Source organism: Azospirillum baldaniorum (assembly GCF_003119195.2).
Taxonomy (GTDB): Bacteria; Pseudomonadota; Alphaproteobacteria; order Azospirillales; family Azospirillaceae; genus Azospirillum; species Azospirillum baldaniorum.
Genome location: NZ_CP022254.1, coordinates 1,630,334 through 1,643,566 on the forward strand (window position 1 = coordinate 1,630,334; position 13,233 = coordinate 1,643,566).

The 13,233-nt window shown below is 67.5% G+C and carries 11 protein-coding genes; 5 read left to right on the top strand and 6 right to left on the bottom strand.

The features are described from left to right. Positions 1-37: 37 nt before the first annotated feature. Together Sp245p_RS21675 and Sp245p_RS21680 are read left to right on the top strand one after the other, a co-directional pair. Positions 38-1,036, top strand: a complete 999-nt coding sequence (locus tag Sp245p_RS21675; protein ID WP_014198375.1) for an MBL fold metallo-hydrolase — start codon at positions 38-40, stop codon at positions 1,034-1,036. A 179-nt stretch (positions 1,037-1,215) separates the two neighbouring features. After that, the gene (locus Sp245p_RS21680; RefSeq protein ID WP_014198376.1) at positions 1,216-2,220 is read left to right on the top strand and encodes an MBL fold metallo-hydrolase; all 1,005 of its coding nucleotides are present in this window, start codon (positions 1,216-1,218) and stop codon (positions 2,218-2,220) included. 34 nt (positions 2,221-2,254) lie between these two features. Here the strand turns inward: Sp245p_RS21680 and Sp245p_RS21685 are convergent, their stop codons facing one another. The 6 genes from Sp245p_RS21685 to Sp245p_RS21710 form a co-directional block, all read right to left on the bottom strand. Further along, positions 2,255-2,734 (bottom strand): HyaD/HybD family hydrogenase maturation endopeptidase, encoded by a 480-nt coding sequence (locus tag Sp245p_RS21685; protein WP_014198377.1) that lies wholly within the window; start codon positions 2,732-2,734, stop codon positions 2,255-2,257. Positions 2,735-2,887: 153 nt separating this feature from the next. Next, positions 2,888-4,591 carry a nickel-dependent hydrogenase large subunit gene (locus tag Sp245p_RS21690; RefSeq protein WP_041812431.1) on the bottom strand — a complete coding sequence of 568 codons (1,704 nt, stop codon included), beginning with the start codon at positions 4,589-4,591 and terminating at the stop codon, positions 2,888-2,890. Positions 4,592-4,609: 18 nt separating this feature from the next. Beyond that, positions 4,610-5,764, bottom strand: a complete 1,155-nt coding sequence (hybB, locus tag Sp245p_RS21695; protein ID WP_014198379.1) for a Ni/Fe-hydrogenase cytochrome b subunit — start codon at positions 5,762-5,764, stop codon at positions 4,610-4,612. 13 nt (positions 5,765-5,777) lie between these two features. Continuing rightward, positions 5,778-6,863: a hydrogenase 2 operon protein HybA gene (gene hybA / locus Sp245p_RS21700; protein ID WP_244439439.1), complete on the bottom strand. Its 1,086-nt coding sequence runs from the start codon at positions 6,861-6,863 to the stop codon at positions 5,778-5,780. A gap of 9 nt (positions 6,864-6,872) precedes the next feature. Then, a complete protein-coding gene (locus tag Sp245p_RS21705) occupies positions 6,873-8,036 on the bottom strand; it encodes a hydrogenase small subunit (RefSeq protein WP_014198381.1) in 1,164 nt (387 codons plus the stop codon). Between the two features lie 320 nt (positions 8,037-8,356). Beyond that, positions 8,357-10,048 (bottom strand): methyl-accepting chemotaxis protein, encoded by a 1,692-nt coding sequence (locus Sp245p_RS21710; RefSeq protein ID WP_014198382.1) that lies wholly within the window; start codon positions 10,046-10,048, stop codon positions 8,357-8,359. A 235-nt stretch (positions 10,049-10,283) separates the two neighbouring features. On the opposite strand from Sp245p_RS21710, the gene Sp245p_RS21715 reads away from it, so the two are divergent. The 3 genes from Sp245p_RS21715 to Sp245p_RS21725 all read left to right on the top strand — a co-directional run bounded on the left by Sp245p_RS21715 (position 10,284) and on the right by Sp245p_RS21725 (position 13,216). Beyond that, positions 10,284-10,541: a hypothetical protein gene (locus Sp245p_RS21715; protein WP_014198383.1), complete on the top strand. Its 258-nt coding sequence runs from the start codon at positions 10,284-10,286 to the stop codon at positions 10,539-10,541. A gap of 93 nt (positions 10,542-10,634) precedes the next feature. Then, the gene (gene ade, locus Sp245p_RS21720) at positions 10,635-12,344 is read left to right on the top strand and encodes an adenine deaminase (protein WP_014198384.1); all 1,710 of its coding nucleotides are present in this window, start codon (positions 10,635-10,637) and stop codon (positions 12,342-12,344) included. A 155-nt stretch (positions 12,345-12,499) separates the two neighbouring features. Then, positions 12,500-13,216 (top strand): hypothetical protein, encoded by a 717-nt coding sequence (locus Sp245p_RS21725; RefSeq protein WP_014198385.1) that lies wholly within the window; start codon positions 12,500-12,502, stop codon positions 13,214-13,216. Positions 13,217-13,233 lie beyond the last annotated feature (17 nt).

Here is a 13,233-nt window from a genome sequence, read left to right on the forward strand (position 1 = left end):
TACCAGCCATCGCCCAATCAGGAGTCGTGTGTTGCCGATGATGCCGCCGACCTTCGCCAGCCTGCGCAAAGCCTTGCTTGCCCTGGCCGTTGCCGCTCCTGCCGCCCTGGCCGCCGCGGCGCCGGCTCTGGCGGAGATGCCGGGCCAGCAGCGGACCCAGGCGCCGGGGTTCTACCGCATGGCCATCGGCGATTTCGAGATCACCGCGCTGTTCGACGGCTTCATCGACCGCGACCGCAAGTATTTCGTCGGCGCCAAATCCGAGGACATCATCGGCCTCCTCGACCGCATGTTCCTGGGGGAGCGGCCGGAAATCCAGACGGCGGTGAACGCCTATCTGGTGCACACCGGCACGAATCTGATCCTGGTGGATGCCGGGGCGGCCAAGTCGCTGGGGCCGACGCTCGGCTTCATCGCCGACAACATCCGCGCCGCCGGCTACAGTCCGGAGCAGGTCGACACCATCCTGATGACCCATCTGCATCCGGACCATGCCAACGGTCTGTTGCGCCCGGACGGCTCCATCCTGTTCCCCAACGCCGAGGTCCGGGTCGCCAAGGCCGAGTTCGATTTCTGGCTGGGCGGGGAGGCGGTGGCCAAGGCCCCGGCACCGCTCAAGCCCTTCTTCGCCATGGCTCGCGCTGCGGTGGCTCCCTACGAGGCGGCGGGCAAGCTGAAGCCCTATCAGCCCGGCGACAGCCTCCTGCCCGGCGTGGAGTCGGTGGCGGCCTACGGCCATACGCCGGGGCACAGCGGCTACCTGTTCCGCTCGAAGGAGCAGAGCATCCTGCTGTGGGGCGACACCGTGCACAGCCACGCCCTTCAGTTCGCCCGTCCGGAGGTCGTCATCGAGTTCGACGTCGACAAGGACGAGACCATCGCCTCGCGCAGAAGGCTGCTGGCCGAGGCGGCGGCGCAGAGGCTGTGGGTGGGCGGCGCCCATCTGCCCTTCCCCGGCATCGGCCATGTCCGCACCGAAGGGGATGGCTACGCCTGGGTTCCCGTGGAGTTCGGCCCGATCCGCAGCGACCGCTGAGCGACCCGATTCGGCGCCAAGGCTCGGCGGGACTCCCCGCCGAACCGGTTACGCGCGTGTGCCGGTTGAGAAATTTCGGAACGATTCCAATCGGTTGGCGCATTCTTCCCGGAACGCTTCCCCGGCACGCCCAGGACGGCCATGCTGAGCGCCGACCGTCCTGAAGGGGAACCACGCCGATGACACCGCCGACCTTCGCCCGCCTGCGCAACGCTCTGCTCGCCTTGGCCGTCGCTTTTCCTGCCGGTGCCGTCCTGGCCCCCGCGGCGCCGGCCTTTGCGGAGGTTCCGGGTCAGCAGCGGACCCAGGCGCCGGGCTTCTACCGCATGGCCATCGGCGACTTCGAGGTCACCGCGCTCTATGACGGCTTCATCGACCTCGACCGCAAGATCCTCAGCGGCGCCAGCGCCGACGACATCCAGGGCCTGCTCGCCCGGATGTTCCTGGCCGACACGCCGGGCGTCCAGACGGCGGTGAACGCTTTCCTCGTGCACACCGGTACGAATCTGGTCCTGGTGGACACCGGGACGGCCAAGGCCTTCGGTCCGGCGCTGGGCTTCATCGCCGACAACATCCGCGCCGCCGGCTACAACCCGGAGCAGATCGACACGGTTCTGCTGACCCACCTGCACCCGGATCATGCCAACGGCCTGCTGCGTCCGGACGGCGCCATGCTGTTCCCCAATGCGACGGTTCATGTCGCCAAGGCCGACGCCGACTTCTGGCTGAGCGAGGAGGTGGCGGCCAAGGCTCCGGCGGACAGCCAACCCTTCTTCGCCATGGCCCGAGCGGCTGTGGCGCCCTACGCGGCGGCGGGCAAGCTGAAGCCCTACCAACCCGGCGACAGCCTCGTGCCGGGCGTGGAGTCGGTGGCGGCCTACGGTCACACGCCGGGGCACAGCGGTTACCTGTTCACGTCGGGGGAGCGCAGCATTCTGATGTGGGGCGACGTCGTGCACAGCCACTCCGTGCAGTTCGCCCGACCGGAGGTCGTCATCGAGTTCGACGCCGACAAGGAGCAGGCCGTCGCGTCCCGCAAGAAGCTCTTCGCCGACGCCGCGGCGCAGAAGCTGTGGGTGGCCGGCGCCCATCTGCCCTTCCCCGGCATCGGCCATGTCCGCACCGAAGGCAAGGGCTACGCCTGGGTCCCGGTGGAGTTCGGCCCGATCCGTGCTGACCGCTGACGGTCAGGTCTCGCCGTGAACGGCGCCGCCACGCTCAGTTTCGGGGCGTGGCGGTCACGCCGAGCCGGGCCAGTTCCTCGACGATCATCGTCACCATCCGCGGGATCACCGCCTCGATTTCCGGAGACATCATCAGGCCGGTGCCCAGCGCCATCGGCACGCAGCCGACCACGGTCACGGTCTCCGGCGCCTCGTCCTGCAGGCGCAGCGAGGCCAGCAGGTCGCTGAGGCCGAGCTGGTGGGGCGACAGCTTGCCCTTGAAATAGGCCGGCACCTCGTCGCCGCGCAGCACGGTCAGGCTGGCCGGCGGCGCGCCGGTTTTCACCGCGTCCACGGCGATCAGGTGCTTGTGGCTGGCGATCAGGTCCAGCATGTCCATGCCGCAGGTGCCGCCGTCCACCACGCTGACGTGATCAGGCACGCTCCAGGCGGCGTCGAACGCCTCCATGGCGCGCACGCCCACCCCTTCGTCCATCAGGAGGATGTTGCCGAGGCCGAGGACGAGGATGGACATGGGACGCGCGCTCCGTTCGGTGATTTTGAAACAGAAGGATGAAGCGGGACCGGCACCGGGCGCCGTGAACTGGATCAATCGACCGGCGTGGGGGACACGAAAAGCCCCTCCTCCGTGGGGAAGAGGGGCTTTCGGCCGGTCAGAAGGCTTCGGTCAGACGACCTTCACCTGATAGTGCGACTTGGTTTCCGTGTCGGTCAGGTGCACGGCGCAGGCCAAGCACGGGTCGAAGCTGTGCAGGGTGCGGATGATTTCCAGCGGCTGGTCGGCCTCCGCCACCGGGTTGTCGATCAGCGCCGCCTCGTAGGCCGAGATGTTCCCGTCCTCGTCGCGCGGGCCGGCGTTCCAGGTGGTCGGCACGACCGCTTGGTAGTTCTTGATCTTGCCGTTCTCGATCACAACCCAGTGCGAGAGCATGCCGCGTGGCGCCTCGTGGAAGCCGAAGCCGCGGATCTCGCCCTTCGGGAACACCGGCTTGTTGAAGGTCTTGGTGTCGCCCTTCGCGATGTTCTCCATCAGCAGTTTCCACTGGTTCTGCAACTCCTCGTGCAGGACCACGCAGCGCACCGCGCGGGCGGCGTGGCGGCCGATGGTGGAGTGCAGCGCGTCGACGCCCACCTTGCTGCCGAGATGGCCGGACACCGCGTCGAGCACCGCGTTCACCCAGAACTGCGTCCGCTGGTGGCCCGAGGCGTACATGCCCAGCACGTTGGCCAGCGGGCCGACCTGGGCGCGCTTGTCGTAGAAGGTCGGCGACTTGATCCAGCTGTACTTGCCGTCGTCCTGCCAGTCGGTGAAGTTCGGGATCGTCTCGCCGTCGTAGGGGTGCAGGGGACCCTTGCCGCCCTGGTACCAGGAATGCTTCACGCTCTCCTTCACGCCCTTCTCGAAGTAGGGGTCGTGGAAGTCCTTGATCGGGGTGAACTTGGCGAGGTCGCCGCCGTCGATGTAGCCGGCGGGCAGGGCGAAGGTGGTGCCCTTTGTGTCCAGCGGCATGTCCGGGATGGACAGGTAGTTCACCACGCCGCGGCCATACTGCGTCCAGTCGGCGTAGAAGGCCCCGATGGCCGCCACGTCGGGGATGTAGACCTGGGTGATGAAGTCGCCCACCTCGTCGATCAGCTGCTTGATGTACATCAGCTTTTCGAGGGTCAGGGTGGACTGGCTGTCCATGTTGATCGGGTTGGTGACGCCGCCGACCGCCATGTTCTGGATGTGCGGGGTCTTGGAGCCGAGGATCGCCACCACCTTGTTCATGCGCCGCTGGTAGTCGAGCGCCTGGAGGTAGTGGGACGCCGCCATCAGGTTGGCTTCCGGCGTCAGCTTCATCGCCGGATGGCCCCAGTAGCCCGAGCCGAAGATGCCGAGCTGGCCGGAGTTGATGAAGGCCTGCAGCTTCTTCTGCGCGGTGGCGAATTCCTGCGTGCTGTTCTTCGGCCAGCCGGAGATCGACTGGGCCAGCTTGGCGGTCGCCGCCGGGTCGGCCTTCAGCGCCGAGACGATGTCCACGAAGTCGAGCGCGGACAGGTGATAGAAATGGACGATGTGATCGTGGACGTTGTGGGCGCCCTGGATCATGTTGCGGATGTACTGGGCGTTGAGCGGCACCTCCAGCTTCAGCGCGTTCTCCACCGCGCGGACGGAAGTGATGGCGTGCACCGTGGTGCAGACGCCGCAGATGCGCTGGGCGAAGATCCAGGCGTCGCGCGGGTCCTTGCCCTGGAGGATCAGCTCGATGCCGCGCCACATCTGGCCCGACGCCCAGGCGTTGGTGACCTTGCCGCCGTCCACTTCACAATCGACCCGCAGGTGACCCTCGATGCGGGTGACCGGATCTACAACAACTCGCTGAGCCATAATGAAACTCTCCTAAACTCAGCCGTGCTCGGGATGGACGGCGTGCATGACGGGCAGCTTCTTCACGAAGAGGAGATACAGCGCGATCTCCAGCGCGAAGACGCCGACGGTGACCATGATTTCCTTGACCGAGGGGAAGTAGTGCCAAGGACCGACCGCCGGCGTGAAGCCGATGAGATAGACGTTCAGGCGATAGAGGATGCCCGCCGCCAGCAGGAGCGAGGCCGACAGGAACAGCGCCCGCGACCGGTTGCGGTTGGCCTTGGGGATCAGCAGCGCGAGGCCGGAGATCATCAGGACCATTTCCACCACAAACCAGCCGGACTGCGGTCCGCCGAAGATCTGGCCGATCTGACCACGCACGATCAGGTCGACGAAGCGCAGCACGACGAACAGCGAGGCGACGACCAGCATCAGCCCCGCCAGCTTCGACAGCACCGGCGTCTCCATCGGGCGGCGGAAGTTCAGCGAGGCCATCACCGATTCCCAGACCACGATGGCGAAGCCCATCAGGATGGCGGTCAGCAGGAAGAAGACCGGCAGCATCTGCGACTGCCACAGCGGCGACAGCTTGTGCCCGACGATGACCATCATGGTGCCGAGCGACGACTGGTGCATCGTCGGCAGCAGGACGCCCAGCGCGATGAAGACCCACAGCACCTTGTTCAGCTTGGCGCGCAGCCCCTCGATGCCGAAGCGCTCCAGGAAGGCCGGGGCGAACTCCACCACCAGCACCAGCGTGTAGGTCGCCACGCACAGGCCGACCTCCAGCATCACGGAGTTGGGCTGCGCGTACCACGGCAGCATCATGTGGTAGAAGTTCCAGTAGCGGCCGAGATCGACCAGCACGGCCAGACCGGCGAGGCCGTAGCCGAACAGGCTGGCCAGCACCGCCGGGCGAACCAGCGGGTGATACTCCCCGCGGTTCAGGATGTAGCAGAGCAGCGCGATGACGTAGCCGGCGCAGCCGAAGGCCGAGCCGATCACCACGTCGATGGCCACCCAGATACCCCAGGGATAGCCGTCGTTCAGGTTCGACGCCGCCCCCAGACCCTGCGTGTAGCGCTGGAACAGGATGACGCCGGCGACGGCGACCAGGGCGGCGCAGATCAGGAAGGGAAGGGTGAGGACCCGGCCGCCGAGTGGCTGATGTTCATGAGCGTGCGATGACATGGCTTGACCCCCCTCACTCGTCGGTGTGGTTCTTGGTGTTGCGGTGCGCCAGATAGGCGAGACCGGCGAACACCGTGGCGGGGGCGATCATGCCCGCGTAGAGCGTGTGCTGGATGCCTTCCGACAGGGTCGGGTAGCCGTTCTCCGGCACGTTGGTGGGCAGGTTCAGCTTGTCGAACGGCACGGCGGACACCGCGAGGCACTGGGTGCCGCCCAGCTCCTTCTCGCCGTAGATGTGCGTCTGGTAGGCCGCCTCGACGAGCTTCTCATGGCCGGAGCGCTGGCCGCCGACCTTGCCGGCGATGTCGCCGCGCGGGAAGTGCGCGTATTCGCCCACCTTCAGCGCGGTGCGGCGCTTGGCCTCCGCCTTGAGGTCCTCCGTGCGGCCGAACAGCGTCGCCCCGGTGGGGCAGACGTCGGCGCAGCCCGGAAGCTCGTTCTTGGCGAGCTGCTGCTTGCAGAGCTGGCACTTTTTGATCTCGCCGAAGGCGTCGTTGTAGTCGTACTTCGGCACGCCGAACGGGCAGGACAGCACGCAGTAGCGGCAGCCGATGCAGGCGCTCGGGTCGTGATTGACGATGCCGGTCTTGGCGTCCTTGGTCATCGCCGACACCGGGCAGACCGACACGCAGGACGGATCGGCGCAGTGCAGGCATTGCCGCTTGATGAAGGCGAAGCCGTTCTCCGCCGCGTCCTTGGTGGCGCCGGTGCCGTGGCTGTAGGCCTTGATGACGTTCAGCGTCTTGGCCGACAGCTCCACCGGGCTGTCGTAGATCGGCTTGTCGCCGCCCCCCGCGTTCCAGCCCTGCTGGGCCGGGCCGACGTCGGGCGGCATGTGGTTGACCTCCTTGCAGGCGGTCACGCAGGCCTTGCAGCCGATGCACAGCGTGCTGTCGTAGAGCAGGCCGACGGCGTCGGGCGGCAGCGGCTTGGGCGGGCGGACCAGCGCGTTGGCCTCCGGCGGGGCGGCGACCACGGTGGTGCAGGCCGCGGCGGCGGCCGCCGCGCTGCCCTTGACCGCGTTCCGCAGGAAGCCGCGCCGTGAGACCGATGTCCTGCTTTTCGACATCTTGTTCGTCGACATCATGTTTTTGGACATGGCGTCACCTCACTCGGCGGCGGTGGAGGAGGATTCGGTCTTCGCGTCCTGCTTGCCGAGCCGGCTGGAGATGACGGCGCCGGCGCCGACCGCCGCGCCGACGATGCCGGCGACCACCGCCGCGGCCCCGGCCGACATGCCCTCGCCCTTGTCCACGGCGACCGCCGGGTAGGTGTTGGGCGGCGCCACCGACTTCAGCGAGGCCAGCTCATGGATGCTCTTGGTGAAGCCGACGCCCTTCTCGGTGCAGCCGAAGCAGGGATGGCCGGTGCCCACCGGCCAAGTGCCCTGGCCGACGTCGTTGAAGCCGACGGACGGACAGTTCGCGTAGGTCTCCGGCCCCTTGCAGCCGAGCTTGTAGAGGCAGTAGCCCTGGCGGTGGCCGTAGTCGCCGAACTCCATCGCGAAGCGCCCGGCGTCGAAATGCGGGCGGCGCTCGCAGTTCTCGTGGATCAGGCGGCCGTAGGCGAATTTCGGGCGCATCTTGTCGTCCAGCTCCGGCAGTTTGCCGAAGGCGACGAAATGCAGGACCAGCGACAGGAAATTGTACGGGTTCGGCGGGCAGCCGGGGACGGAGACGACCGGCTTGTCCTTGATGATCTCGTTCAGGCCGACGGCGCCCGTCGGGTTGACGCCGGTCGACGGCCAGCCGCCCCAGGAGGAGCAGGAACCCATGGAGATGACCGCGGCGGCGCCCTTGGCGCACTCCAGCACGGCGTCCTTGTAGGTCTTGCCGGCGACCTTGCAGTAGACGCCCCCGTCCTTCGTCGGGATGGAGCCGTCGGTGACCATCAGGTACTTGCCCCAATTGTCCTTCATCGCCTGCTGCTTCCAGTTCTCGGCCTGGTGGCCGGAGCCGGTCATCAGCGTCTCGTTGTAGTCGAGCGAGATGGTGTCGAGGATCAGCGTCTCGAGCGACGGGTGGTGGGTGCGCAGCAGCGATTCGGTGCAGCCGGTGCAGGCCTGTCCCGACAGCCAGATCACCGTCGGGCGCGGCGCGGCCACGGCGGCGTTGGCGATCTTCACGCCGAAGGCGGGGGACAGGCCCAGCGTGGCGGCCACGCCCGTGCAGTAGGTCAGGAATTCCCGGCGGGACAGGCCGGCCAGCGCACCCTCATACTCGTCGAGATCGCCGATGTGCTCGGCGTCGAGATCCACATGTCCGTCGGGCATGATTTCCCCCAAAGACCCTTTTGCATTGATCCGCTGGCCGCCCGGTTGCCGGACGCCGGATGCGCAGCACGCCACGGCGCGTCCTGGGGAACCCGAGGCGGGAAACCCACGGCGCGGCGTAATCCCTATCGATTGTAGGGGTATTTGGGCGCGAAACGCTCGCCGGCATTGCACCAGTTTCGATGCGGGCGCGGCATTGATCTACATCAAATGGGGTATCTGGCGGGTAAGCTTCGAACGCCGGAGGCGCATCAGTGGAAAGGATGCGTCGGGAAAAGCCTCCTCCCCGGCATGAAGTCCGGGGAGGAGGGGGGAGAGGATCAGACCGCCTTCATCTGGCGGGTGAAGTCGTCCACGTCGCTCTGCAGGGTGCGCGCGTGCACCGACAGGCCCTTGGCGGCGCTCAGCAGGCCACCGGCGGCCTCGCCGGTGTGGTCGGCCGACTGCGACACGCCGGAGATGGTCGAGGAGACCTCCTGCGTGCCGATCGCGGCCTCCTGCACGTTGCGGGCGATTTCCTGGGTGGCGGAGCCCTGCTGCTCCACCGCGGCGGCGACGTTGGTGCTGATGTCGCTGATCCGCTCGATGGTGCCGACGATGCCGCTGATCGCACCGACCGCCTGCTGGGTCTCGCTCTGGATGGCGACGATCTGGGCGGAGATCTCCTCGGTGGCGCGGGCGGTCTGGTTGGCGAGGCTCTTCACCTCCTGGGCCACCACCGCGAAGCCCTTGCCCGCCTCGCCGGCGCGGGCCGCCTCGATGGTCGCGTTCAGCGCCAGCAGGTTGGTCTGGCTGGCGATCTCGGTGATGAGGTTGACCACCGCGCCGATCTTCTCCGCCGCTTGGGCGAGGCCCTGGATGGTGCTGTTGGTGCGCTGGGCCTCGCGCTCCGCCTCGCTGGCGATGCGGGCGGCCTCGCCGAGGCGCTGGCTGATCGAGCCGATGGAGGTGGACAGCTCCTCGGTCGCCGCCGCCACGGTCTGGACGTTTCCGGTGGCCTGCTCCGCCGCCGCGGCGACGGTCGAGCTGCGGCGCGAGGCGTCGGCGGCGGAATGGGTCAGCGATTCGGCGCTGCTGCGGATGCTGTCGGCCTCCCCGTTCAGGGTGCGGCACAGCCCTTCGATCTTCTGGGTGAAGCCGTGGGTCAGGGCCTCCAGCCGTTCCTGGCGCTGGCGGCGCACGTCGATCTCGCGGCGCTCCTGCTCGGCCAGATCGTTGGCGCGGCGCAGCCCGTCGCGGAAGACCAGCACGGCCTCCGCCATGTCGCCGACCTCGTCGCCCTGGCCGGTGCCGGGCACCTCGGCCGCGGTGTTGCCGGCGGCGATGGTCTTCATCGCCGCGGTCATGCGGGCGATGGGGCGCGCGATCATGTCGCGGGCGACCAGCACGGCCAGCAGGATGCCGAAGAGCACGCCGCCAACGCCGATGGCGAGCATCAGGGTGGTCCAATGCTGGCGCGCCGACTCCAACTGGTCGTGCAGGCGGTCGATCATGCCGTCCTGGTCGGCGCTGAGCGTCTGGATTGCGGCGTTGAGCGCCTGGCGGTTGCCGCGGTTGGCGTCGTTGTCGCCGTAGGTGCGGGCTTCCGCCGTCCCCTTCTCGCGAGCGATGCGCACCAGCTCCGTGCGGAAGCGGATGAACTCCTCGGCCTTCGTCGCCACCGGAGCCAGCGCGGCCTGTCCCTCCGCCGGGGTGAGGCGCTTCAGTGTGCCAAGCCGCTCGCCGAGGGTGTTCAGGCTGTCCAGCAGGGGCTTGCCGAACTTGTCCACCTCGGCGCGGTCGCGGGCCATGTAGACGCCGCGCGAGTCCATGACGACGGCCAGGACGAGGCCGTTGAGCTGCTCGCCCAGCACTTGGCGGTCCGACGCCCGTTCGATGGCCTCGGACTTGCCGGCCAGATCCTGCATGGCGGCCAGCCCCATCAGGCCGGTCACCGCGGCCACCGCCGCCTGCAGCCCCACGAGAAGATAGACCTTTGGCCCGATCTTCAGATTCTTAAGCGCTTTCAACATGCTGGACGTCCCCATTGCGGCGGTCTTGGGCCGCCTCTGCGTCTGACGATAATGAGGTGCCCATTGGTTTCCGAAGCGTTAAATCGTTCCATGACACGTTGCCGCGCCGCCTTTTGGCCAGAACTGGACGAAACGCATATTGTTTTTGGAGCGAACCAATTTTTTCAGGAATAGCCAAAGTCACGGCGTGTTTGTTTTCATGAGGGCGCAACGCGTCGGACCGGGCGGGTGGACCATGAAACCCATCGCAGCCATCATCGGAACGCTCACGCAATTGTTCATTGCCGTTCTTCTTCTGGCGCTGACGGCTTGCGGAGACAACGGCTCGCCGGAGGGGGGCAACTACGGCGTCGGCTATGGCGGAAGCGGGCCGGTCTACACGTTGGGCGGGGGGCTGCCAGCTTACCGGCTGGAGCCGCGCACCTACTGGAATTACCCGGACTACCGTGGCACCGCACCGGTGATTGAACTGGCGGGTCGGCCGGGCGGCTGACCGCGCAATCGACGTTATGGAATATCCGATTGAAGGGCACCGTCCGGCCATTTACCTAAAGAAGACTTGGAACGGGCAGGACGAGGCGGAGCGATGGCGGTCACCCGGGACGAACTGAAGACGCGCATCGGCCAGGCCCTGGGCGAGACGAAGGCCGATCTGGTCATCAAGAACACCCGTTTCCTCAACGTCGTCACCGGCGAGACCGCCGCGGGCGACATCGCCCTGTGCGGTGACCGGATCGTCGGCACCTACGAGTCCTACGACGGGGTGGAGGAGATCGACGGGTCCGGGCTGACCGTCGTGCCGGGTTTCATCGACACCCACGTTCATTGCGAATCCACTTGCGTCACGCCGATGGAGTTCGACCGCTGCGTCCTGCCGCGCGGCACCACCACGGCCATCTGCGACCCGCATGAGATCTGCAACGTGCTGGGGGAAAAGGGGCTTCGCTACTTCCTGGACTGCGCCGAGGGAACGGTGCTGGACCTGCGGGTGCAGCTCTCCTCCTGCGTGCCGGCGACGGAGCTGGAGACCTCCGGCGCGCGGCTGGAGGCGGCGGACCTGCTGCGCCACAAGGACCATCCGAAGGTGCTGGGACTGGCGGAGTTCATGAACTTCCCCGGCGTCTTCCACAAGGTGGACGGGGTTCTCGACAAGCTGGCCGCCTTCGACGGCCGCCACATCGACGGCCACGCCCCTCTGCTCAGCGGGCGGGAGCTGAACGCCTATCTGTCCTGCGGCATCCGCAACTGCCATGAGACGACCAGCGCGCCCGAGGCGATGGAGAAGCTGCGCAAGGGCATGCAGGTGCTGATCCGCGACGGGTCGGTGTCGAAGGACGTGCACGCGCTGGCCCCGGTGATCCAGCCGGAAACCTCGCCCTTCCTGGGCTTCTGCACCGACGACCGCAACCCCCTCGACATCGCCGAGGAGGGGCACATGGACCACCTGATCCGCAGCGCGATCCGGCTCGGTGCCCCGTTGGCCCACGTCTACCGCGCCGCCACATGGTCGGCGGCGCGCGGTTTCGGCCTGTTCGACCGCGGCCTGATCGCGCCGGGGCAGCGCGCCGACCTCGTCCTGCTGGACGATCTGGAGGACTGCGTGGTCAACCGGGTGATCCGCAACGGGCGGGTGGTGACCCCGGAAACCTTCGCCGGCCGTCCGGCGGTCAGCCCGGTCGGCCTGCGCTCGGTCAAGCTCCAGCCGGTGACGGCAGAGGATTTCGTGGTGCCCGCCCGCGGTTCCGTCCAGTCGGTGATCGGGGTTCTGCCCGGCAAGATCATCACCGCCCATCTGCGGTTGGAGGTGCCGGCCAGGGACGGCAAGCTGGTGGCCGATCCCGACCGCGACATCCTGAAGATCTGCGTCTTCGCCCGCCACGGCACCAACCAGAATGTCGGGCGCGGCTTCGCCAGCGGCTTCCACCTTCGCGAGGGCGCTCTGGCCTCCTCGGTCGGGCACGACAGCCACAACATCTGCGTGGTCGGCGCGTCGGACGAGGACATGGCCATCGCCGTCAACCGCCTGATCGAGCTTCAGGGCGGCTTCGTCGCCGTGCGCAACGGTCAGGTGGTCGGCGAACTGGCCCTGCCGCTGGCCGGGCTGATGAGCCTGGAGCCCTTCGAGACGGTGGAGCGTCATCTGCGCAGCCTGCGCGCCTCGGTGAAGGGGATGGGGTGCCCGCTGGCCGAGCCCTTCCTGCAACTGGCCTTCCTGCCACTGCCGGTGATCCCGCATCTCAAGATCACCGACCGCGGGCTTGTGGATGTCGACACATTCGCGCTGGTCGAAGCGTGACCCCGGCAATTCCTGCCGGACGGGGTGCGGATCTTGCCGGCCCCTTCGGCGGGAGCCCCGGCTCAACCCTTTGAAAATCATGGAAAGCCTTCTGGCCCGCCGCCTGCAAGGGGCCGTCCGACAAACGCGAAGAATGCCGGTCGGAGGGGCGTGCCATGGTTGGAATGAGCGACATCAGCGGCTTGGCGCAGAGCATCCAGACGTCCATCGACGCGGCGATGAAGCGCGTCCAGGAGCAGGCCAAGCAGGCGACCGACGCCAAGCCCAGCGGCAACGTCCAGGAGTATGAGCAGACCGTCCGCAAGTCGGCCCTGAACGCCGCGCCCTTCGCCACCAACGTCGGCACGCTGATCAAGGACACCAGCCGCCTCAACGTGCTGAGCACGCTGGCCGCCAACGATCCGGCGGACTTCTACAAATTCAATCTGGCGACGCCCGGCGAGGTCGCCCTCGGCCGCGTCGGCGACACCGGCGTGCGCGTCCAGCTGATGGACAAGCAGGGCAAGATCGTCGCCGACAGCAACAGCGAGGCCGGCGCCACCTACGACGCCTACAAGAAGTTCGAGGCGGGCACCCTGTCGCTCGACCGTGGCGACTACACGCTGCGCGTCTCCCGCGACAAGGGCGTGGCGGCCAAGGAGGAGAAGAACTACGGCCTCCAGCTCCGCATGGGCGACTACAGCAAGGACTACGACACCATCGCCAAGCAGCCGGCCAAGGGCGACAACCCGCTCCAGCAGACGCCGCAGCTTCAGCGCCTGACCTCCCTGCTGACCGGTGGCACGACGACCAGTTCCGGGGCGCTGGGCATCCTCACCGGAGGAAGCGGCGGCTACAGCGGGCGCGGGTCTCTGCTGAATGGGCTTTTCTGAGGCGCCAGAACCTCCTC

What these genes read in the sequence shown, in the direction of transcription:
- hybA (WP_244439439.1), bottom strand. Translation starts at nt 6,863, where the DNA reads ATGTCCAAAAACATGATGTCGACGAACAAGATGTCGAAAAGCAGGACA.
- Sp245p_RS21690 (WP_041812431.1), bottom strand. Translation starts at nt 4,591, where the DNA reads ATGGCTCAGCGAGTTGTTGTAGATCCGGTCACCCGCATCGAGGGTCAC.
- Sp245p_RS21710 (WP_014198382.1), bottom strand. Translation starts at nt 10,048, where the DNA reads ATGTTGAAAGCGCTTAAGAATCTGAAGATCGGGCCAAAGGTCTATCTT.
- hybB (WP_014198379.1), bottom strand. Translation starts at nt 5,764, where the DNA reads ATGTCATCGCACGCTCATGAACATCAGCCACTCGGCGGCCGGGTCCTC.
- Sp245p_RS21705 (WP_014198381.1), bottom strand. Translation starts at nt 8,036, where the DNA reads ATGCCCGACGGACATGTGGATCTCGACGCCGAGCACATCGGCGATCTC.
- Sp245p_RS21685 (WP_014198377.1), bottom strand. Translation starts at nt 2,734, where the DNA reads ATGTCCATCCTCGTCCTCGGCCTCGGCAACATCCTCCTGATGGACGAA.
- Sp245p_RS21725 (WP_014198385.1), top strand. Translation starts at nt 12,500, where the DNA reads ATGGTTGGAATGAGCGACATCAGCGGCTTGGCGCAGAGCATCCAGACG.
- Sp245p_RS21675 (WP_014198375.1), top strand. Translation starts at nt 38, where the DNA reads ATGATGCCGCCGACCTTCGCCAGCCTGCGCAAAGCCTTGCTTGCCCTG.
- Sp245p_RS21680 (WP_014198376.1), top strand. Translation starts at nt 1,216, where the DNA reads ATGACACCGCCGACCTTCGCCCGCCTGCGCAACGCTCTGCTCGCCTTG.
- Sp245p_RS21715 (WP_014198383.1), top strand. Translation starts at nt 10,284, where the DNA reads ATGAAACCCATCGCAGCCATCATCGGAACGCTCACGCAATTGTTCATT.
- ade (WP_014198384.1), top strand. Translation starts at nt 10,635, where the DNA reads ATGGCGGTCACCCGGGACGAACTGAAGACGCGCATCGGCCAGGCCCTG.